At 40.8% G+C, this 22,576-nt stretch carries 23 protein-coding genes; all 23 read right to left on the bottom strand.

Translation table 11 applies throughout. From position 1 onward, the window contains the following. Window positions 1-10: 10 nt before the first annotated feature. The 23 genes from LMJ53_RS00645 to LMJ53_RS00755 all read right to left on the bottom strand — a co-directional run bounded on the left by LMJ53_RS00645 (window position 11) and on the right by LMJ53_RS00755 (window position 22,554). On the bottom strand, window positions 11-2,122 hold the full coding sequence (locus LMJ53_RS00645) for a YjbH domain-containing protein (protein ID WP_229584319.1): 2,112 nt from the start codon (window positions 2,120-2,122) through the stop codon (window positions 11-13). Continuing rightward, on the bottom strand, window positions 2,122-2,859 hold the full coding sequence (locus LMJ53_RS00650; protein ID WP_229584320.1) for a capsule biosynthesis GfcC family protein: 738 nt from the start codon (window positions 2,857-2,859) through the stop codon (window positions 2,122-2,124). Before LMJ53_RS00650 ends, LMJ53_RS00645 begins: the two co-directional genes overlap by 1 nt. Then, entirely contained in the window at window positions 2,856-3,560 is a 705-nt protein-coding gene (locus tag LMJ53_RS00655) for a YjbF family lipoprotein (RefSeq protein WP_229584321.1), read from the bottom strand. The genes LMJ53_RS00650 and LMJ53_RS00655 overlap by 4 nt, the downstream gene beginning before the upstream one ends. 66 nt (window positions 3,561-3,626) lie before the next feature. Continuing rightward, complete coding sequence (locus LMJ53_RS00660) at window positions 3,627-4,046, bottom strand: hypothetical protein (RefSeq protein ID WP_229584322.1); 420 nt, start codon at window positions 4,044-4,046, stop codon at window positions 3,627-3,629. Between the two features lie 86 nt (window positions 4,047-4,132). Further along, window positions 4,133-6,118 (bottom strand): polysaccharide biosynthesis protein, encoded by a 1,986-nt coding sequence (locus LMJ53_RS00665; RefSeq protein WP_229584323.1) that lies wholly within the window; start codon window positions 6,116-6,118, stop codon window positions 4,133-4,135. Between the two features lie 258 nt (window positions 6,119-6,376). Further along, the gene (locus tag LMJ53_RS00670; RefSeq protein WP_229584324.1) at window positions 6,377-7,552 is read right to left on the bottom strand and encodes a nucleotide sugar dehydrogenase; all 1,176 of its coding nucleotides are present in this window, start codon (window positions 7,550-7,552) and stop codon (window positions 6,377-6,379) included. 134 nt (window positions 7,553-7,686) lie between these two features. Further along, entirely contained in the window at window positions 7,687-8,241 is a 555-nt protein-coding gene (locus LMJ53_RS00675) for a sugar transferase (RefSeq protein ID WP_229584325.1), read from the bottom strand. Beyond that, a complete protein-coding gene (locus tag LMJ53_RS00680; protein WP_229584326.1) occupies window positions 8,235-9,176 on the bottom strand; it encodes a UDP-glucose 4-epimerase family protein in 942 nt (313 codons plus the stop codon). The genes LMJ53_RS00675 and LMJ53_RS00680 overlap by 7 nt, the downstream gene beginning before the upstream one ends. Then, complete coding sequence (locus LMJ53_RS00685) at window positions 9,160-9,930, bottom strand: glycosyltransferase family 2 protein (protein WP_229584327.1); 771 nt, start codon at window positions 9,928-9,930, stop codon at window positions 9,160-9,162. Before LMJ53_RS00685 ends, LMJ53_RS00680 begins: the two co-directional genes overlap by 17 nt. 84 nt (window positions 9,931-10,014) lie before the next feature. After that, entirely contained in the window at window positions 10,015-10,230 is a 216-nt protein-coding gene (locus LMJ53_RS00690) for an NUDIX domain-containing protein (protein WP_324295571.1), read from the bottom strand. Between the two features lie 2 nt (window positions 10,231-10,232). After that, on the bottom strand, window positions 10,233-11,192 hold the full coding sequence (gene fcl / locus LMJ53_RS00695) for a GDP-L-fucose synthase (RefSeq protein ID WP_324295572.1): 960 nt from the start codon (window positions 11,190-11,192) through the stop codon (window positions 10,233-10,235). 63 nt (window positions 11,193-11,255) lie between these two features. Continuing rightward, window positions 11,256-12,386: a GDP-mannose 4,6-dehydratase gene (gmd, locus tag LMJ53_RS00700; RefSeq protein ID WP_229584329.1), complete on the bottom strand. Its 1,131-nt coding sequence runs from the start codon at window positions 12,384-12,386 to the stop codon at window positions 11,256-11,258. After that, entirely contained in the window at window positions 12,383-13,108 is a 726-nt protein-coding gene (locus LMJ53_RS00705; protein ID WP_229584330.1) for a glycosyltransferase family 2 protein, read from the bottom strand. Before LMJ53_RS00705 ends, gmd begins: the two co-directional genes overlap by 4 nt. Further along, entirely contained in the window at window positions 13,098-13,964 is an 867-nt protein-coding gene (gene rfbD, locus LMJ53_RS00710; RefSeq protein WP_229584331.1) for a dTDP-4-dehydrorhamnose reductase, read from the bottom strand. Before rfbD ends, LMJ53_RS00705 begins: the two co-directional genes overlap by 11 nt. 5 nt (window positions 13,965-13,969) lie before the next feature. Further along, on the bottom strand, window positions 13,970-14,518 hold the full coding sequence (gene rfbC / locus LMJ53_RS00715; protein ID WP_229584332.1) for a dTDP-4-dehydrorhamnose 3,5-epimerase: 549 nt from the start codon (window positions 14,516-14,518) through the stop codon (window positions 13,970-13,972). Beyond that, a complete protein-coding gene (rfbA, locus tag LMJ53_RS00720; RefSeq protein ID WP_229584333.1) occupies window positions 14,519-15,400 on the bottom strand; it encodes a glucose-1-phosphate thymidylyltransferase RfbA in 882 nt (293 codons plus the stop codon). It abuts the gene before it with no gap. Window position 15,401: 1 nt separating this feature from the next. After that, window positions 15,402-16,472, bottom strand: coding sequence for a dTDP-glucose 4,6-dehydratase (gene rfbB, locus LMJ53_RS00725; RefSeq protein ID WP_267867415.1), 1,071 nt, complete (start codon window positions 16,470-16,472; stop codon window positions 15,402-15,404). Window positions 16,473-16,504: 32 nt separating this feature from the next. Beyond that, on the bottom strand, window positions 16,505-17,362 hold the full coding sequence (locus tag LMJ53_RS00730) for a rhamnosyltransferase (RefSeq protein ID WP_229584334.1): 858 nt from the start codon (window positions 17,360-17,362) through the stop codon (window positions 16,505-16,507). Window positions 17,363-17,393: 31 nt separating this feature from the next. Further along, on the bottom strand, window positions 17,394-18,620 hold the full coding sequence (locus LMJ53_RS00735) for a hypothetical protein (RefSeq protein ID WP_229584335.1): 1,227 nt from the start codon (window positions 18,618-18,620) through the stop codon (window positions 17,394-17,396). Continuing rightward, window positions 18,621-19,478 (bottom strand): glycosyltransferase family 2 protein, encoded by an 858-nt coding sequence (locus tag LMJ53_RS00740; RefSeq protein WP_229584336.1) that lies wholly within the window; start codon window positions 19,476-19,478, stop codon window positions 18,621-18,623. It lies immediately after the preceding gene. After that, a complete protein-coding gene (locus LMJ53_RS00745) occupies window positions 19,471-20,337 on the bottom strand; it encodes a hypothetical protein (protein ID WP_229584337.1) in 867 nt (288 codons plus the stop codon). Before LMJ53_RS00745 ends, LMJ53_RS00740 begins: the two co-directional genes overlap by 8 nt. Continuing rightward, entirely contained in the window at window positions 20,330-21,610 is a 1,281-nt protein-coding gene (gene rfbX / locus LMJ53_RS00750) for an oligosaccharide flippase family protein (RefSeq protein WP_229584338.1), read from the bottom strand. Before rfbX ends, LMJ53_RS00745 begins: the two co-directional genes overlap by 8 nt. 5 nt (window positions 21,611-21,615) lie before the next feature. Continuing rightward, a complete protein-coding gene (locus tag LMJ53_RS00755) occupies window positions 21,616-22,554 on the bottom strand; it encodes a Wzz/FepE/Etk N-terminal domain-containing protein (protein WP_229584339.1) in 939 nt (312 codons plus the stop codon). Window positions 22,555-22,576 lie beyond the last annotated feature (22 nt).

The following is a 22,576-nucleotide window of genomic DNA, read 5'->3' on the forward strand; positions in this document are numbered from 1 at the left end:
GTCAGAGTTTTTAGTCGAAAAAGGATGAACGTATTTCAGTCACATCAATTAACTTCACAGGTCTGTTTAACGGTTGACCGCCATCACGACCAATAGGGATCCAAGGGATACGGCCACGGCCTTTTGATGGTCGAATAGAGAACAAATCAAACGGGATAGATAGATAAAAACCTTTAGTAAAGCTGCCTTCACCATACTCTTCTGCAGATGCATCTGTAATAGCCGCATAGGCACCGATGATCATGCCACTGTCAAAGCGTTTAGCAAAGTCAACATTCACCCCTTTATCTTTGGCTAAGAACTGGCCTATATTAAACGTCAAACGCGTATCATCTAAAAAGCTGGGTTGCCAATAGATATTGACATGCCCTGTCAGAACATTGTAATCAAAGAAACCAAGGTCATTCTCATACGAACGTTGTTTAACATAGTTTAAATCAATACCAAAAGCTAAAGTGCTATCAACCGGTCGATACAGTAACTCAGTTCCTACACCACCAAACATCGTTTCTAAATAACCCGCATAGGCTTGAGCAAACAAAGACGGTGCAATTTCTTTTTTCCAATGTCCATAGACATTATCAATTGAAAATTTACTTCGTGTAACGTATTCACGAACATAGGTTCGCACTCGCGGTAAGGTTGAGTCTATGGCATCAACTTTGAAGTTAAACTCATCAAAGTTTTCTAACAAGGTTAATTTTGCTGTAGCGTTGATACTGAATTGATTATTAAATAAATAACCCCCACCTAAAAACAAGCCGCCTTGATACATAAAAAAGCGCTCAGGATTACCAAACGACTGTACCCAAAAAGTTTCTATACCATTGTAAAACCCTTTGGTGTCATTTGCAGGTACATCTTGTAACGCAGCACGATCAGGAGCTTGCCTTACATAGCTTGAACGAATATCGGGTTGCAGCACATTGAAACCCGCAGCAGCAACAAAAGCGTCGACATCAATCAGCTTTTCTAATTGCGGGATATTTTTATCATATTCGACCAATCGAATTGTTTTAATATGTGCTGGAAGTTGAGCTACAACGACACGAGCAACACGCTCCGTTGCTTCTAAATCATCTCGATAAGCAAATGATTGGCCATGAACAATAATTTCTTCATCTTTTAACGAGATATTACGCGGTAAAAAACCGGCATTGTAATAAAGGTTGTAAGTTAAAGTATTAAAGTTAATGTTGTTAGGAACATCAGCACGATTCTCTGGTAAGGGCAGTTTCGCTGGTTTAATCTTAATTTGTTCAGCAGAATTCATATTAAGAGCATAGTGCACCCCAAAACCAAAGGTATTACCACGCTGATAGTTTAAATCCAAAGTAAAATCATTTATTTGATAGGTAGCACCAAAATTCCAACGGCTGTCTTGCGGCAACTCACCTGCACGATCGGTTGAATAATTGTTACCTTCATATTCCAGTTTCAAGCTCAATGGTTGCCAAGGTGTTTGATATACGACACCACCAAATAAAGAGGCTGGGCCTTTATAAAAGCGGTTGTAATCAATTTTTCCACCTTGCCCACTAAAACCGCGTGGTCGTTTGCAAAAACTATCTCGTAATTCACAAAATGGATTGCTGATATTGCCACCAGCGCCGAGATATCCCCAGCCCATTCCTAAATGAAAATCAAAATCGCCGGCTTTTTTACTTAAAGCCACAAATTCACTCTCAAAGAAACCGGTGCCACCGAAATCATTGAAGCCTATTGCTACTTCAGGCAAGTAGGTACTTTCTTGCAACAAACGAAACTTTACATCTAAACCTTTATCTTTAAGTGTTTGATCGCCACTAAATGAAGCAAAGTCACTGTACAAACGAGTACGCACATCAGTGTAACGAGCAGTGGCTTCCATCCAAGGAAACAACTGAATACTAACAGACCAAAAACGATACTCATCGTTATCGGTATAGTTAAGAGAGACATTACCATCAGCTGCCATTCGAGCCGTAGGTGTTTGCCATAAACCAACGCCACCACGCACAGATTGTGTTAACGCTGAAGGGCTTTGCTGCCAACTATCATTGGAATCATCTGCCACAACAACGGCTGGAAAACACAATAACGCTAGCGCTGACAGCTTAAAAACCGGAATATTTCCTTGCATTAGTAAATCCTATGAACAGCTAACGCTAATAATTGTCGATTTAATTCAGTCAACTCAGAAGTAAACCAATGAGTTGCAAATGGAATAAACACCATAGAACCAGGCATAATTTCGATATGCTGTTTATTCCAAAGTTGGACGCCAACCTCAATCACTTCACCATCAGGCTGCATGATAAATACACGATCAGTGTCTTTAAATTGGTTTTGTTGCAGCTCAGTGATATAGGAACTTGCTGGCGCAGCAGAACGATGAGGAAGACTCACCGTAATGGGTATTGCCCCCCAAAAATGAACATCTGTTGGCCGTTTAGCTATGAAAAGCTGATAACTGCCTTTTTCAAAACGGGGATTAAAAGCCGGAACGGTTCTCGCTAAATCATAATCAATGGTTAATGGAACCCGTTCAGCTAAATTCCAGCTTTTTATATCAACATGCAATTGTGCTAGTAATGCTCTTAAAGGCATATCAGTTGTATCAATTAACTGAGCGATAAAATCCAATGTTTGCTGACGTTGCTGTTCAATAAAAGGGCTATTAGCACGATATAATCGTGTGGCTGGCCAATACCAATCATCTTGCTCAGCAAGGGGTTTTAACACTTCTGCTAAGCGTGGCGCTGTTTCAAAAGAATAAGCTTGATGATTGATAGTTACATTAACTAAGGGCGTATTTGCACTAACTGCACCACTGGAAACCCACAATATTGATAACAGAAAAAACTGACGCATACTCATATCGCATCCTTAGCAACAACAACGCCATTTTGTTTTAAGCGTCTTACAATTTCGCTAATATAAACTGATTCCAACGGTTCCATCCCCGGCCCAAGCTGCTGTTGGCTTTTTAAAACCCGCCCTGTTAAAGCATCTATCCAGAACACATTTTGCCAAGTACCGTCTAATCTAAAGTAATTGGACTTCTCCACATAGGTTACCGTTTCAATAACTTTAGTTACCGATAAACTCGTAGAAAAAATGTTGATGGTGTCTTCAAGGTACACGTCAAAACTTGAGCGCATTAAATAACCATATTCCCCCACTGACCAATCAGCCTGCCGCTCCCAAGTAGAGTTGGTATTTAATTGTTGTTTCAGAGGGTCCGCATCGCGGTTCGTTAGGTAAAGTAAATCATTGGCTAAGCCAAGAGTTTTTACTATGCGTCCATTTTCAGTAATCAGTAACGACTGATCTGCCGATACCCACTTATATTGATTTTTCTCAGCTAGCATTAAAGCCATAGCAATGCGTGGTTTCTCGCCATAACGCACGTAAACATAATCAAATTCTGCTTGTTCGACATCACTAAACGTTAAAGTAACATCTTCTGTAGGCGTCAGGGCAACCTTGAACATATCAACATAAGAATTATAAGTGCCGGCACAAGAAGACATTAAAAAGGTAGCAAAAAATGCAAGACACAACTTTGGCAAAGCCATATCAACAAAATCCTTGATTAATACAAAAAAAAAGCCGCCTATTGGCGGCTTCCTGTCAAGCTAGGCTTATAGAATTGTAGCAATAGCTGGGTAAGTCACAACTACTGGCACTGTAACAGTGCTCGTTGCTGTACCAGTACCTGTTACGGTAACAGTAGTAGAGTTGTTAGTACAAACACCGTTTACTGGAACACCGTCACCACTGTTACACACTAAAGTGAATACTGGACCTGGAGTAGTAGTAGTGCCTGGTGGCGTCACTACTGGCGTCTCAGGTAAAACACCACTTTGTTGTGCATTAGAAACGATTGCAGCAGCAACAGCAGCAGTAACACCAATGGCTGTTAATGATGCAACAGTTAAACTACCTAAAGCAGTAACACTTGAACCACCTGCAGCTGCAGTTGATGAAGATTCTGTGCTTTGCGCAACAACACTTGTACTAAAAATAACGGCAGCAGCCATTGCAACTAAAGATTTTTTCATTACATATCCCTCAAGATTAAAAGTATTCCCAATTACCTAATAGCATAAACGAACTCGCTGCATACCACAATCAGAAAATACGCCTGTTAAGCAATCTGTTGATTGCTTCCAACGTCTTTAGCCACCACAGATAAATGTCTAGGATTATCTATGTTAGCTAAAACAACCAATTGAGATTTAGTCTCAATTGAACATGCTGCATTTACCACCAAATCACTGGTCGCACAGCTGTAATTAAATTGTGTAGGGGCTGAACGTATCAGCTCGATAATTTCTTCAACAGCAAAACGCTCACAACAATCATCTAAACGATTTAAGAGATGTTGCATCTGTGGCCATGGAAGATAAACCTCTTTCGCTGCCATAATTCTGGAGTGTTCAGTAACATGCACGTCATTACCAACCAGAAGCTCCTCGTACAGCTTCTCGCCGGGTCTTAACCCTGTAAATAAAATTTCAATATCACCATTAGGGTGCTGTTCGTCTTTAATGCTTAACCCCATTAAATGCAGCATACGTTTGGCTAATTCGGCAATTTTTACTGGTTCACCCATATCCAGCACAAATACATCACCACCCTTTCCCATGGCGCCGGCTTGGATAACCAACTGAGCAGCTTCAGGTATGGTCATAAAATACCGAATAATATCTTTATGAGTAACTGTTATCGGCCCACCTCTACGAATTTGCTCTCGAAATAAAGGCACAACAGACCCAGAGGAACCCAATACATTACCAAAACGCACCATACAAAATCGGGTTGTAGCCTGTTTATCTGCCAATGACTGTAAAACCAACTCAGCTAGCCGTTTAGATGCCCCCATAACATTGGTTGGACGCACGGCTTTATCTGTTGAAATTAATACAAATGTTTCAACGCCTGCTTTAATTGCCGCTTCAGCCGTGTACCAGGTGCCAAAGACATTATTCCTAACACCTTCGGCAACGTTATATTCAACTAAAGGTACGTGCTTGTAGGCTGCAGCATGATAAACCGTGTTAATTGAGAAAGAACGCATCACCGACTCAAGGCGGCTGGCCTTTTGTACAGAGCCCATGACAGGGACAATGTGGATGTCTAATTCGTTATTACGAACAAAAGCACTTAGCTCTTGCTCAATGGCATAAAGAGCAAATTCACTTAACTCAAAGAGCACTAATACTTTAGGCTGACACTTTATAATTTGTCGGCAAAGTTCTGAACCAATTGAGCCGCCGGCTCCAGTCACCATTACCGATTTGCCGGCAATATTGGCATTCATTAGTTCTGGACGAGGTGAAACAGGATCACGACCTAATAAATCTTCAATCTTCACATCTTGCAGTTCATCAATACGCATACTGCCATTAACTAAATCGCTCATACCAGGAATAGACAAGACCGGAATAGGTAACTCTTCGAGAAGATCGAGCACCTCTCTGCGTCTAGTTCTGCTAGCAGAAGGCATAGCCAAAAGAACCCTACCTATAGACTTGTTTTTTATTATCGAGGTGATTTGTTCAGGGCTTCCAACTGGAATGCCTAAGATTGTAGAACGCTGTAAAGTAGCATCATCATCAACAAACATTACAGGGTTGTATTGATCGCCATTTAGCAAGGCTTGAGCGAGTTGGCGGCCTGATGAACCAGCGCCGTAGATTAATACCGACACTTTATGCTCATTATTGCCCTGCGTTAATAACATTCGTGCCAATAACCGCATACCGCCAGTGGTTAATAACGCCACTAGTGCATAAACAACGATCATACTGCTTTTGTCATGCACATTTAATATGGCAAATAAACCCGCAAGGATCGCTGCACTAGAACAAACACCAATTAAAACCGCCCCTAAGGCATGCTGACCAATATAGCGGATTACCGCACGATAAAGTCCTAGCTTTACGAAAATCAGCAATGTTAAAGGAAGAGTGATAAGAAAAGCGAAAACCATACTAAAAATAGGGCTTTCGACACCATTAAGTGTCAAAAAATATGCAACAAAGACAGAAATTACCAGAAATAAAGAGTCTAGCGTTAATGAAATTAACCGCTTAAAAGTTCTAGGTAATTCAAGCAACCATGCTAGCATTTTATACTCCATATATATCGGCAAATCTAAGCCGAAGTAGCAAAATTGAATACAATTATAACACTAATCATTTAAAGGTGATAATAAGCTAAAATTTCTAACAAAATACACCATAGGTTGATTAGATAATAAGTTAGTCAACTTAATACCGGCTTAACAAGCTCAACCCTCAAAAATACTCAGACTCTTCTGTAAACTTGAAGAGTTTTTGAGTCAAAACATCCTGATCATCAAGGCTAATTCTGAAGAAAACTAACCTCAATCATTCCCAAACAAGTCACGGGTGTAAATTTTATGTTGCACATCCTGCAGCACGTCACTTTGACGATTGGCTACGATTACATCAGCTATTTTTTTAAATTCATCCAAATTTTTAATTACACGACTGTTAAAGAAATCATCTTGCTTAAGTTCTGGTTCATAGACTACCACCTCAATGCCTTTGGCTTTAATGCGCTTCATAATACCTTGAATAGCAGATGCTCTAAAATTATCCGAGCCAGATTTCATTACTAAACGATAAACGCCCACAACTTTCGGGTTACGCTTAATAATGGCATCAGCAATATAGTCTTTGCGCGTGCGGTTAGCCTCAACAATTGCTTGAATAATGTTATTCGGTACATCTTTATAATTGGCAAGCAACTGCTTAGTGTCTTTTGGTAAGCAATAACCACCATAACCAAAACTCGGGTTGTTGTAATGATTACCTATACGAGGATCAAGCCCTACACCTTCAATAATTTGTCTTGAATTAAGACCATGACTTTCAGCATAACTGTCTAGCTCATTAAAGTAGGCTACACGAAGAGCCAAGTAGGTATTAGAAAACAACTTGATGGCTTCTGCTTCCGTACTATCGGTAAAAAGCACTGGAACGTCTTTTTTAATCGCTCCCGCTTGCAGCAATTCTGCAAATTGGTTCGCTCGTTCGCTTTGCTCGCCAACAATAATGCGTGAAGGATACAAATTATCGTATAGCGCTTTACCCTCTCGCAGAAATTCCGGCGAAAAAATAAGATTATGAGTACCAAAACGTTCTGCTGCATTTTTAGTAAAACCAACTGGAACTGTCGACTTAATCACCATTACTGCATTAGGATTAATTGCCATAACCGTTTTGATTACCGCTTCAACACTGTTGGTATTAAAGTAGTTTGTATTTGGGTCGTAGTCGGTCGGTGTAGCTATAATCACAAAATCTGCATCTTTATAAGCCACTTCAGCGTCAAGAGTTGCTCTAAAGTTAAGCTCTTTATTCGCTAAAAAGTCACTGATTTCTTTGTCTTCAATCGGTGATTGCTGTTTGTTAAGAAGTGCAACCTTCTCAGGCACGATATCAACCGCAACAACCATATTATGTTGGGCTAGCAACATCGCATTTGATAAGCCAACATAGCCTGTGCCGGCAACCGCAATTTTTAATCCTGACATTTGATCCTCTTTTTTGAATTTTTTACAGCGTTCTTACCTTAAACTGGCTGAACGTAAAAAGCGTGTTGTCACTAACAGCTTTAACTACATATTCTTACTTGTCATTAATAGTGCAAAGAAAAATGGAATAATTATTATTTTTTGATTCTATCGCCATTACCTTTGCCAGCGATTGTCATAAAAATATATTTAAAATAATCTGCAAGTGTGAGCTTTTGTAACATCTTAGCGTCGGTTTCGGCTAACAACTCTGGCGTAGACATATCAATTTCATTTACCTGCGCTAAACCAGTAATACCAGGCCGAGCAAGATAAACGCCTTGTTTTTCTCTCGCAGCCGTTAGCTCTTCTTGGTTAAACAAGCCTGGTCGAGGCCCAACTAAACTCATCTCACCTTTTAATACATTCCAAAGCTGAGGTAACTCATCCAGTTTAGTTTTACGCAAAAAACCACCGAATGGCGTTATTGCACTGCTACTGGCTAAATGGCTCGCCACCGAAGCGGTGTCTTTTTTCATGGTGCGAAACTTTACCAAAGTGAATGGCTTTTGATGGCGCCCTACTCGCACTTGCCGAAATATTGGCGAACCGGTATCAAACAAGCCAACAATGGTTAAAATAACTAAAACGGGAAAGCCGAATACTAAACCACATAAGGCAAAAACAATATCTAACATTCGAATTAACATATATCCTCTTTTTCGAAACAACGTTTTATTCCCTCTTCTACCGTTACCTTTGGAGACCAGCCAAGCGTTTGTTTGGTATGAGTAATATCCACTTGCAAATTACCGCACAAACGGTCTATTAGGTTTTTTTTACCTAATAATTTTGCAGTAAACTTTAACAAAGGGGTTGGTACAGGGAGCAATACAGGGCCTCTCCCTATGGCATCGCGCATCAACTTCACTAATTCCGTTGTAGATAAATCATGGTCATCACTTACTAAAAAGGTTTGATTAGCCGCTTTAGGATGTGAAATACAAGTATTGATTAAATCAACTAAGTTATCTAACGCCACCAAGCTACGTTTATTGTTAATCGCCCCAAGGGGGACCAACCAATTCTGTTCTACAAGCTTTGTTAACTTACCAAAGTTTCCAGGTGCATTTTTCCCGTATACCAAGGGTGGTCGGATAATCACAACCTCCATCCCTGTTTCAGCTGCGATTGCTTTTAATGCTACTTCCGCTTCAAATTTCGATATCGCATATTCCTCTGTGGGGCTGGATAAATCGTCAATATGAAAAGGGGTTTGACTGCTAACGCCATTTACACCAATAGAGCTTAAAAAGATAAAACGTTTAACACCGTTTTTTGCTGCTGCTCGCGCCAAGTTAATAGACAGTTCAGTATTAGCCACCCTAAACTCAGCGAGTGAAACACCTTGTAGATGTGCTTTCGCGGCAATATGAATTACCACATCAATATCTTGTATTGAAACGTCATCTGCTGCCAGATCCTCAAAATTGCTGAGCTGGACATAGTTCACGCTAGGAACCGGTGTAATAGGCATAGACCTAACTAAAGCGACCACGCTGTAAGTTTTAACCAGTTTTTTAGCAAGTTCACGACCAATAAAACCCGTAGCACCGGTGATTAAAATTTTATTTATCACGGTCATTTACCATTCCAGGTTTTTTTATGAAACTTAAAAGCTTAAATGGTAATTTAATCAGCAATAAAGGAAATATTGTAAAGATGCCATTTTCATTACACGCTCTAGATATTTCCATGTTCTGATGAATTCGCCACTTTATACCAGATGAACTAATCCCCCCCTCACGCATAGCAACCAGTATTGAGTTCACTCGTCGAGACTTAATACCTGATTTGAAAAAGCGAGCCATTAATTCAAAATCTGCTGCAACTCGATAATTTAGTTTGTAATAGCCTAATTTATCAAACAATGATCTACGTGCATAAAATGTAGGATGAGGCACCATAAAACCAAAACGAATTTTCCAAGTTTGAAAATACTTGGAGCTGTATAAGCGTGAGAAAAGTTTTACATTATTTTGCTTTACGTAAATTAAATCACCATAAACTGCATCAATATCGTCTTTAAAATTTTTTACAACCTCACTTATACTTTTACTCGAACTAAAAAAATCATCTGAATTTAAAATACCCACAACATCGCCTGTTGCTAACTGAATACCTTTATTCATCGCATCATATATGCCTTTGTCAGGCTCACTGATAACTTTTGCAATTCGCTCTTTGTACTGATTAACAATTTCCATCGTCTGGTCTTTAGATGCACCATCGACAATGATGTATTCAATGTCGGAATAATCCTGCTCCAACACGGAGACAATAGTGTCTTTAATTGTCGCTGCACTGTTGTAACAGACGGTAATAATTGAAACTTTCATGTTAGTCAGGATCGTCCTTTATCACGTTTAAAATGTAATTATTAATGAGGCAGCATTCAGTACTCTACTGATCCGCGTTGTCCACTACTGCTGTTGACCCAGCATGAAATACTTAAAGGCAGCCGCCAAGCTTTCGTTTTTTAAAATGCGCCCACTGGGCACAAACCAAAAGCCTTGCGCGGGGCGGTTTTTACGCTCGCCTAAGAGTATTTCGCCCTTAGTGTTCTCTATCAGTAAATCAATCGACACTAAAGGCGTGCTAGCTAATACCGTACTAAAGGTGCTGTTATCTAAAAACATGCTTAGGCTCTAAACGTTGCTTGGTTAGCTAAAAACCACTGGTATGCATCTTCCAAACCTTGGGTTAAGGCTATACTCGACTGCCAGCCCAACGCTTTTAAACGGTCTACTTGCATTAATTTACGGGGCGCACCATCCGGTTTAGTGGTATCCCAGGTAATGCGGCCAGTAAAACCGACCACCTTGGCCACCGTTTCCGTTAATTCCTTTATGGTGCAATCTACACCTGTACCCACATTAATATGGCTAAGCATAGGCTGCGTATTCGCTTCGTAAGTCGCTTTATCTAGCTCCATTACAAAAATACTGGCCGCGGCCATATCATCCACATGCAAAAACTCGCGCATCGGTGAGCCACTGCCCCACGCCACAACCTCAGCTGCGTTTGCTAATTTGGCTTCATGAAAACGACGCAGCAATGCCGGAATAACATGGCTATTATCTGGGTGAAAATTATCATTAGGGCCATATAAATTGGTGGGCATAACACTGCGATAATCCCGACCATATTGCCGGTTATAGCTTTCACACAATTTAATACCGGCTATCTTGGCAATGGCATAAGGCTCATTGGTCGGCTCTAGTGTGCCCGTTAATAACGCCTGCTCTGCCATCGGTTGCTCAGCCAGTTTGGGATAAATGCAGCTAGAGCCTAGAAACAACAGTTGTTGCACATGATTTAAGTGTGCCGCATGGATGATATTGGCTTCTATCATCAGGTTTTCATAAATAAACTCTGCAGGATAAGTGTTATTAGCAATAATCCCGCCTACCTTGGCCGCCGCCAGGTATACCTGGTCTAGCTGCTGCTCAGCAAAAAACGCCTGCACATCCGCTTGGTTTAACAAATTCAGCTCGCTGCGGCTGCGCGTGATAATTTCAACATCACCCCGTTTGGCTAATTGCCTAACAATAGCTGAGCCCACCATGCCATTATGGCCAGCGACAAAAACCTTTTTCATTTCCACCTCAAAACAATGGCCACAGCACCCCATAAGATACTGTGGCCTAAAACTGACTTTGGCTTACTCAACCGATACCGGCAACTCATAACCATGTTGCTTTAAGAGAGCATGGCGTTTCGCGGCTTTTAAATCATGCGCCACCATCTCTGCACACATTTCTTGTGTGGTGATTTCAGGTACCCAGCCCAACTTCTCTTTGGCTTTACTTGGGTCGCCAAGTAAAGTCTCCACTTCAGCAGGGCGGAAGTAACGTGGGTCTACTTTAACCACCACATCACCCACGTTAAGTGCAGGGGCATTATCTCCTTCAATCGCAGCCACCACCGCCACTTCATCCACGCCAGTGCCTTCAAAACGCAAGGTAATACCCAGCTCTTTAGCAGACCAAGTAATAAACTCACGTACAGAATACTGCACACCGGTAGCAATAACAAAGTCATCCGGCGTATCTTGCTGCAACATCATCCACTGCATGCGTACATAGTCTTTAGCATGCCCCCAATCACGCAGTGCATCCATGTTACCCATAAATAAACATTGCTCTAAGCCTTGCGCAATATTGGCCAAACCACGGGTAATTTTACGGGTTACAAAGGTTTCACCACGGCGTGGGCTTTCATGGTTAAACAAAATACCGTTACAGGCATACATACCATAGGCTTCACGGTAGTTTACGGTTATCCAGTATGCGTACATTTTTGCCACCGCATAAGGCGAGCGCGGGTAAAACGGTGTGGTTTCTTTTTGTGGGGTTTCTTGCACTAAACCATACAACTCAGAGGTCGACGCCTGATAAAAACGGGTCTTTTTTTCTAAGCCTAAAATACGAATAGCTTCTAAAATACGCAAAGTACCCATAGCATCCACATCAGCCGTGTATTCTGGCGCTTCAAAGCTAACCGCAACATGGCTTTGTGCACCCAAGTTGTAAATTTCATCCGGCTGCACTTGCTGAATAATCCTCACCAAATTAGAGGTGTCACTTAAATCGCCGTAATGCAAAATAAAGTGCTGGTTATTAACATGCGGATCTTCATAAATATGGTCAACACGTTGTGTATTGAAAGAAGACGCGCGACGTTTAATACCGTGCACCTCATAGCCTTTCTCTAACAAAAACTCGGCTAAATAAGAGCCGTCCTGGCCGGTTACACCGGTAATAAGTGCAATTTTTTTTGCCAAAGTTGTCATTTATTTTTTAACCTATTTAATTTGAAAAAACGCTTCACTAACTCTGCCAGCAGGTTAAGCCGATAACTCAACTTAACCTTTAAACTGTTTGCAGATTTCTCACCGGTTGGGGAGGCATTCTTACCATGCCTTCTGTAGCTCATTAGCTTATCAGGCATAAGTTTAACGGAACCAAAGCTCTCCGCTACCATTCCAAGCCACCAATCGTGCATAGGAGCCTTTGCAGGAAATGGTAAAGCCTTACTAATAAACTCACGTTTAAAGGCCATCGCACAACCAAGGTATGAGTTTTTAAGTAAATTCTTTAATAGCCCCGGAGCAGAACCATTTAATTGATAAAAGGAAGCATGTAACTCAGCGCCATTTTCATCAATCACGTTGCAATCGCTGATAACTAAATCATATCCCGTGACAAGTACGTCTAACATACGTGTCACTTTATCACTAACCCATATATCATCTTGATCAGCAAGAAAAATAACATCACCCGATGAATTTAAAATGGCGTTTTCAAAGTTACGAACTAACCCTTGCTTAGGGCCATTTAACAATGTGATGCGCGGATCCTTGATAGTCTGTATAAGGGCTAAAGTACCGTCAGTAGAACCATCATCAGAAATGATTAATTCATCAGCAGCAGATAAGTTAGTTAATATCGAAGTGATTTGCTGCTCGATAAACGATGCGCCATTGTATGATGCCAAACAAACACTAATCCGCATTTTTCAAGCTTCTTAACATATTGTCTAACGCGTCGCGCCAATAAACGGAAACTTTTTCGCTAGCATGAGCTGGCAAAGCCAAAAGACTAAAATGTGGCCGTTTAGCTGGCGTTGGATACTCAGCACTGGTAATAGGATGAATGGGTATCGCTTTGTCTAATAAGCCTTGCACAACCGCGATGTCTTGTATCGCTTTAGCGAAGTCATACCATGAAGCCACACCAAGATCGCGCCAATGATAAATGGGGCTTAGCGCATTATTTGTTGCTAAGTGCCATAAGAAATCAGCTAAGCCGCATGCATTTGTCGGGCTGCCAATTTGATCGGCTACCACACTTAATTCTGATTTCTCAGCCATTAACCGCAGCATGGTTTTGACAAAATTATTGCCATACTTTGAATACACCCAAGATGTCCGAATAATGGCCGCGTTGCTGTAGTTTGCTTGTTGAATAAACTGCTCACCGGCCAATTTGGAAGCACCATATACATTGATAGGGTTAGGTGTATCCGTGGTTTTATAAGCAACAGACTGGTTGCCATCGAATACAAAATCAGTGGATACATGCAAAAAGCGACAATTAAACGTTTTGCATGCGTCCAGTAAGTATTTAACCGCGGTAGCATTTAACTGATATGCAGCGTCTTGATCGGTTTCTGCTTTATCAACGGCCGTATAGGCTGAAGCATTAATCACCACATCAGGTTTACTCTGCTCAAAACTGCGGGTAATTGATTCTGGCGATGTCAGGTCAATATCGTTGCGACCATAAGCAACTACGTTAAATCCTGCAGGTGCACAAGCTAATAAAGCCTGAGCTAACTGGCCACTTTTGCCAATAATTACAATATTCATTGGCATTACTCGAAACGACTGGCTTGCGCAAATGGCAGGCCTTGTTGATCTTTAACCGACAAACTGGGCGAAGTGCCGGGTAAGATTGGCCAAGTAATGGCTAATTCGCTGTCAGACCAGAGTAAACTGCGCTCATGCTCGGGTGCATAATAGTCTGTGCATTTATACACAAACTCAGCACTGTCTGAAGTAACATAAAAACCATGTGCAAAACCAGCAGGAACCCACAATTGCTGTTTGTTTTCAGCAGAGAGCAATACACCAACCCATTGACCAAAGGTCGGGCTACTTTGACGCATATCCACTGCTACATCATACACTTCGCCCGATACCACCCGAACGAGTTTGCCTTGAGGTTGTTTTAATTGATAATGCAAGCCACGTAAAATGCCTTGAGCCGATTTACTGTGATTATCTTGAACAAAGCTAACATTGGCCACATGCTGTTTAAACCAATCATCTCGGAAGGTTTCCATAAAAAAACCACGCTCATCACCAAAGGTTTTGGGGGTGAGGATTTTTACATCGGCAATGGCCGTATCGATAATGTGCATTTACTTGCCTTCCTTGACTAACTGTTGCAGATATTGACCATATTCGTTTTTCAGCATCGGTTTTGCAATCTGAGTAAGCTGCTCTGAAGATAACCAGCCATTACGCCAAGCAATCTCCTCTAAACACGCTACCTTTAAACCCTGCACATGCTCGATGGTTTGTACAAAGGACGATGCCTCATGCAAGCTTTCGTGCGTACCGGTATCTAACCAAGCAAAACCGCGGCCTAAAATTTCTACATTTAGCTTACCAGCCTCTAAATACATTTGGTTTAGTGTGGTAATTTCTAGCTCGCCACGCGCAGAAGGTTTAACCTGTTTTGCCAGCTCAACTACCGTGTTATCGTAAAAATACAGCCCCGTAACGGCATAGGCTGATTTGGGTTTTAAGGGTTTTTCTTCGATAGACAGGGCTTTCATCTGTTGATCAAACTCGACCACACCAAAACGCTCTGGATCTTTGACTTTGTAACCAAATACGGTAGCACCGCTCTCGCGCATCACGGCACTGCGAAGTGTTCGAGAAAAAGATTGGCCATAGAAAATATTATCGCCCAGTACCAAACAAACATTGTCGTCGCCAATAAACGATTCACCAATCAGAAACGCTTGAGCTAAACCATCTGGAGAGGGTTGCACCGCATAAGATAAATTTAACCCAAGCTCTGCACCATCGCCTAACAAACGCTGAAAATTAGCGTTATCTTCTGGCGTAGTGATAATCAAAATATCTTGGATCCCCGCTAACATTAAGGTAGAGAGCGGGTAATAAATCATCGGTTTATCGTAAATCGGTAACAGTTGCTTAGAGACGCCTCGCGTAAGCGGAAACAAGCGTGTGCCAGAGCCGCCAGCGAGCACAATTCCTTTGTATTTAGCCATGTTATTGTCCTTGTCCTTGCCCTAAACGTTCTAGCTGGTAACTGCCATCTAACACGGCACGCCACCAATCAGAGTTCGCTAAATACCACTGCACGGTCTTTCTTAAACCTGTTTCAAAACTTTCTTGAGGTACCCAGCCAAGCTCTCGGGCAATTTTGCTGGCATCAATGGCATAGCGCAAATCATGGCCAGGGCGATCCGCAACATAGGTAATTAAATCTTGATATTGCTGGATCCCTGCCGGTTTTGCAGGCACTAATTCATCCAATAAAGCGCAAATAGTTTTAACCACTTCAATATTTTGTTTTTCGTTATGGCCACCAATATTGTAGGTTTCACCGTTTTCGCCTTTTAACAGCACGGTGAGTAACGCCCTAGCATGATCTTCAACATATAACCAATCACGTACTTGATCACCTTTGCCGTACACCGGCAAGGGTTTGCCAGATAACGCATTTAATATGACTAAGGGGATCAGTTTTTCTGGGAAATGATAAGGACCATAATTATTAGAGCAGTTAGTCACTACCACGGGTAAGCCGAAGGTACGATTCCATGCGCGTACCAAATGATCGGAGCTAGCTTTGCTGGCAGAATAAGGGCTGCTCGGCTCATAGGCTGTGGTTTCGGTAAACAGGTCGTCGGTTCCATGTAAATCACCGTACACTTCGTCGGTCGAAATATGATGAAACTTAAATATCGCTTGACGCTCCAGCGGTAGCGCTTTCCAGTAAGCGCGAGCCGCTTCTAATAACACATAGGTACCCACGATATTAGTTTGAATAAAAGCGGCTGGACCATCAATAGAGCGATCAACATGGCTTTCTGCAGCCAAATGCATAATGACATCAGGTTGATGCTCCGCAAAGATGCGTGTCATCAGCGCACTGTCACAAATATCGGCCTGTTCAAAAGCATAACGCTCATGGTTAGCCACGGCGGCTAACGAACTTAAATTACCGGCGTAAGTGAGTTTATCTACATTTACCACACTGTGTGCAGTATCCTGGATAATGTGTCGTACAACGGCCGAACCGATGAAACCAGCACCACCCGTCACTAAAATTTTCAAGATATTTCCCTCATCACAATCGTGTTTAAACTTTACAACTTACCAGAACGACCTCTGATACCATGCCAGATGCCAAGCAGTAAATACTTAATATAATTCATTTTTTCGGTGCAGCAACAGATCAAAACCATATGATGAAGCAAGGCATAAATGACCTCTCTACACGCCATTCGTTTTGGAATATGCTTTTTACGTAACAGTAAAAAAGCATTTCGAATACGATAGTATCGCCGATAAGGGCTATGAACAGGTGCTTTAAAGTGCCCCAGGTTAATCACTTTATCGCCAATCGAATGCTGCATAATGGCCTCTTTGCAAATACGAGTTCGATAGCCAAAACTCGCTGCACGCAAACACCATTCGGTATCAACATAATCGATAAAAAAATCGTCTGCCATATCGCCTACCGTTTCAAACACCGATAGTTTAACAGTATGACCTGAAGAAATAACGACATTGGTTTCAAACTTGTCAGAAATATGGTCTAAAGTGTGTTTATGTGTTCTACCAACAGCATCAATGCTGATGATTTTATAAAAGAACCCTTGTTTTTCATCGTAAAAAACTGGCGCCGTCATTTCAGCTTCGCCATTCACAATAGGCTTGAGTAATGTTTCAAGCAGAGGCTGATTGATCACACTGTCTTGATCAAAAAAAATCACCGCGTAGCCATTTTCACGTTTTACAAACTCCAGCCCAACATTTTGCGCTTTGGCTATACCCAAGTTGTCGCCCAGCTCAATCACTTTACATCCAATATCTTGAGGTAAAGCATGACTCGAGTTATTGACAATAACAGGGGTTATTTTCCCCTCCAAAAGTTGAGCAACCATCAGCTTTATTGCTTTTAGATTTGGGTTATAAGCAACAATAATAGAAAATGTATTCAAATTTATTCCATACCAATTTTAGATAAATAACCTAGTCAATATTCATTTTTAAGTCGTTGATTCGAGAAACCCAAAACCAAAAAACGACAGTCATTCCAACTGAAGTAAGTAAAACTGGATTGCTAAATGACATAAAAAAGTAACATAGAAAAACAAAAAACCTTGAATCAAAATGAAGAGATTTTGAACAAAAACTAAGTTTCCGCTTCAAAAAAATGTACTTGATTGGAAAGATAAAAATGAAAATCACAAAAAATGAAATCAGCACACCAAAATAACGAAAAAAATCAAGAATCATAATCTCTGTTTGAGGAATAAATTTTCTCACTCCCATTGAATAGTAATTTGAAGCAAGACCAGAACCATAAAATACATTTTCATTGTTAAAGGAATCCAAAAACGATAAAAAGTGACCATATTTAGTTCGGTTAGATGTTTCCTGCAAAGAAAAAACATTAGCTAAAACATCAGAATTCACCAAGAAAAAACCAAATAACAGTATTAAAAAAAAGCTTAACAGCATCATCAAAATTTTAATTTTAAATGAACTATAAATAAAAAAAACAGCGAAAGCACCAATCAAAGATATCAAAACCATTGATCTAGAACCACTTAGCAATACACCGAGGAAAACAAATAAAGAGCAAAATGCGAAGACTTTTTTCTTTCTTTCAATTAAAAGAATAATTCCGAGTAAAAAAGACACAACTAAAAAAGGACTGCTCACAAAGTGAAACATAGGTGGCTTAAAGTTGCCAAACTGTCGAAAACCTAAGTAACCCAGTTCATTATCAATATAAAAATTAAGGAACAGTTTACCGAAAGGAAGTGATACTGATACAAAATCTTCGAAATATGTGAGAGATAGATAAATTACAAAAAAAGTTAGAAAGCACCCTATATAGACAATAAACTTATCAAAATCGAATTTTAATCTACTGAATGTCCCGACAAAAAACAAAAGAGATAAAGACAACAAATACTGCAAACCAAGTTCGAAACTTGCGTTATTTTTAAAACCTTGCAGTAAAAAAATAGCAAAAATAAAAAAAAGCAAATATCCATTTAATATTAAAAAGCCTTTTACTTTAAAAAACCAGTTATAGGCTCCAACCGCAATGAAAAAAAATAAAAACGCAATTTTCTTTATAAAAAGAGGTGGAAAAATTAATGAAGATACACAAAAGGCGATGAAGAAAAAAAGTATCACCTTTTGAAAAAATTTTTCGTGTTTCTCAGACAGTAATGCAATTTGCATTTATTTTTCCGACTTACTAAATAACAATGCATGAGAGCGTTTCAGTGTCATTTTAATGAACTCAAAAAAAGGAGTTATACTCTTAGAATGAAAGCAAATTCTCAGATATGGCAATGGGCTATGAATCTTTTTCAAACGATAAATTGAGGCAGTAATATAAGCCGCCCAAGCAGGACCAAAACTGTTCTGATAACGCTCTAAAATTTGCTGATACCCGATCCAATCATTGTCAGAAACACGCGGACGGTTTGTTGCAATATTCACGCAGTAATCTACCCGAGGGAGTTTATATCCATTACCTAGCTGCGCCATCCGAATAACAAAATCCCAATCTTCTAAATTTTTAAAACTGTTATCAAAACCTTTTAGGGCTAAAAAAGTGTCGCGTTTAAGCATAAAACCAATATCTATGTCATTGGCTTGGTAGATGTCAGTCAAACTCACCACGCCCTGCAATTGGCGAGGCACTTGCTGCACACTGTTAAAATCATTCAGTTGATAAAAACGGCCAGATGAGACAAAAACGTAATCGCCACTTCGCATCACTTGTAACATATTGTGCAAACGGCCAGGCATATACAGGTCGTCATCATCTAAAAATGTAATGAACACCCCCTGAGCCTGTTGTACACCAAAATTTCGGGCATTGGCAGCACCATGCGCACCGTTATTTACGACATAACGAATAGGTGCTGAAACCATGAGTTGCTGTAAAAAAAGCGGTTGCTGTGGCGTAGTGCTATCATCAACAATAATAATTTCATAATTGGCCAATTGTTGGGCAACAACAGACATAACCGCTTGTTGTAATAAGTCTCCACGATTACAAGTGGGAATGATCACTGATAATTCAATCATGCGCTTGCAGCCTCACTTTAAGCCGGTAAAGTCGCCGATAACATGCTACAAATGCAGCAGTACACCAGCTAGGATAAGGCGCATGTTTTTTTAACTGAAAACGCCAGTAATCCATATGTTGTTCAAACCGCCACATCTTTACTTCAGAACTTTCAGTGGCCTCTTCCGAAATATCGTGGCTTAGCACCGCGTTCGATAAGAAAAAGTGACTAAACTTACTGGCATAATCAGCACAAAATTCGGTATCTATACCGTAAAATTGCAGTGTTTCTTCAAACCTTAGCCCGGTTTGCCACACTTTTGCGGTGATCCCTAAACCACTGGCTACCGCAAAAAACTGATTTGTATTCTGCATACCCGCAGATACGCCCTCAAAATCACAAGACAAGTGATAGCGACGAAATAAGTAATAAGCTTCTTGCCGGCGTGGAGACACCAGCAGTTTTTGCATTTTAGAACGAACTTGCGGAACTAACAGTAATTCACCCGCGGTTTGCTGATATTCATCAATAAAAATTTGCAGGTAATCGGACGGTAGCTCAGTGTCATGGTCTAGCAAAACCACGAGTTCGGCGCCATTTTGCTGAAATGCTTGCTCAAATACCTGATTGTATACTTTTGAAAGCGGCATATTCTGGCCATTGCCTTGAACAAGAAGCGAAGCAAAATCATGCTGGTAATGCTCAGCCATTAACCTGTTCTCATGTAATTGAGCAAGGCTACCATTATCCCAGATCACGACATTAACCTGTGATGCCAGCGGGTTTTTCAGTAAAGATAAGAAAGTGCTACAGGTATCAAGTTGTTTTTGATAGAGCAGAATTAACAACGTCACGTTAGGCAAGGTTACTTCAGACATTGCTCTGCTCCGCAGTAATCGATGTGTTTAGCCGTAAGTAACGCCACACACTAAAGCCCATAGCCAACATCACAAACAGCTCAATGCTAATTATGGTTAATACTGTACCCAACTCAGCATAAAGGGGCACGAGAATAAGAGCTAAGGTTAAACTTAGCAACGCAGCCACGACATAAATCTGACTGTATCTTTTGTTTAACTTCAACGGCAGCATGAGTTGTACACCAAAAATATTGCTGAGTAACACCACCACTGGCGTGATAGCTAATAATTGTACGAGCAAGATAGACGCTTGATAATTTGGTCCTAGCACCAGTGTCACGATAGGCTCAGCAAACCACACCAGCAGTAAACAAGCCAAACCTAACAACACCAACATCACTAAACCTACCTGCTTAACAAAACGAAAGGCTGCCTGCTGATTTTCAACCATTTTACGGCTTACCGCAGGAAAAATGGCCTGCATGACGGGTGCTGTTAACCCTTTTACTGCTGCAATTAATTTCTCGGCCGCGGCAAAATAACCTAAAGCCACATTGCCTGCGAATAAACCTAAAATGACGCTGGAAGAAATCGTATAAAAACTGATGGAAATGGACGATAAAAACACATGCCAGCCATCACGCAATTGCATAAGCATAGTGTGAATATTCGGACGATGTAGCGGGATCTTTAAACGAAAAATTTGAATATAAACCGCCACCATGCCACTTAACAAATAACCAAAAGCATTCAGTAATAACACCAACCAATAATCACTAGGTTGTCTTACTAACAAAAAAATGCCAGCCACAGCAACACAACGAGCACCGATGTTCAGTACGGTAATATAAGCCATGCGTTCAAGCCCTTGGAATAACCACACGGGCATTAATGCATTGCCTAACACCATTCCAAAGGCTAAATAATACGCGAAGGCATGAGATTGGAATCGCTCAATTCCGAGCACCAATAACGTTAAAACACTTAAAGACAAACCACAAAGCAGCATCCGAACCCAAAAGACCTCGGATACCAGAGTAGCAAGTTGTTGCGGATTATCGCGACAAAGCGATACTTTTCTGGTGGCGGTGAGATTAAAACCGTAGTCGGTGATAATGATAAAATACATCACTACCGCAGTAATAAAGGCTACCAGCCCAAAATTCTCAACGCCTAATACCCTGACTAAAAAAGGTACCGTTAGCAACGGTAACAAATAGTTAGCGCCTTGAAGCACCAATAAAGACAAGACATTACTAAACAGTCTTTTACGTTCTGTAACGGTATTCATGGTAATTAGAGAGCGCTCGAGCGATAGCTCAGAGAGCGGAAAAGCACCAAGGTACTCGATAATAAACCGCCAAGTAATGCCGCTAAAACAACGATCAATGACCGCTTAGGCGCTGCTTTTCTCTCAGGCGCATAAGCCGCATCGACGGTTTTAAAAACATATTCTTCTCGAACATTGGCTAGCATGAGTGTTTTTGTTTGCTCTTCGATTAACGAATAGAGAGTGGTTCTAACATCAGCAAGATTGGTTTCTTTTATCTGTTTACTTAAAAAATCAATGCTGCGTTGTGCCTGATTTAGCTCTAACAGGCGCATTTCTTCGTTTAAGTCTGCAACGATTAACGTTAGCCATTGTTGGGCTAAATAAGGTGAATAATAACTTATACTTAAACGCACCATACCTGCACTTTTGTCATGAACCACATTAAAGCGCTTCATAAACGCATCGTAAGCTTCCAGTAAGGAAGGCTCAGGTTTAAACGGCGCCGATACATCGCGAACCCATTTTTGTTGTTCTGCTAGATAAATCTTTTCGTCAAACACAAGTGAATCGGTGGCTCTATCCCAGCTCTTAGCCGCCATTAACGGTAGCAACAACTGATGCTTTTCAACAAAACGACCAATAAAATCGCGAGATTTTAAAATCTCTAACGCCAGGGCGGTATTGTCTCCGTTTTTATTTAATGAGCCTAAATTTACCCCTGCCAACGCGGCTAACCCCCCTAATTGACCGGGTAGATTCATGCTAGAACTGCTACCAACAGCGGCGAGTAGCACCTCAGAGCGATAAGTATCAGCAAGTCTAAGCGCATAGAAAGCTGCTGCAGCTGAAAAAATTAAGGTTACTAGCCCTATTAGCCATTTTTTACGCCATAAAATGCTGAGCAAGACCGATACATCCACCTCTTGATGTGTAGGTGTGATCGCCTCAGTTGATTGAGTCATTTTTTATTGTCTTCCTATACTG

The organism is Rheinheimera sp. UJ51, from assembly GCF_020819615.1.
Lineage (GTDB): Bacteria > Pseudomonadota > Gammaproteobacteria > Enterobacterales > Alteromonadaceae > Alishewanella > Alishewanella maricola.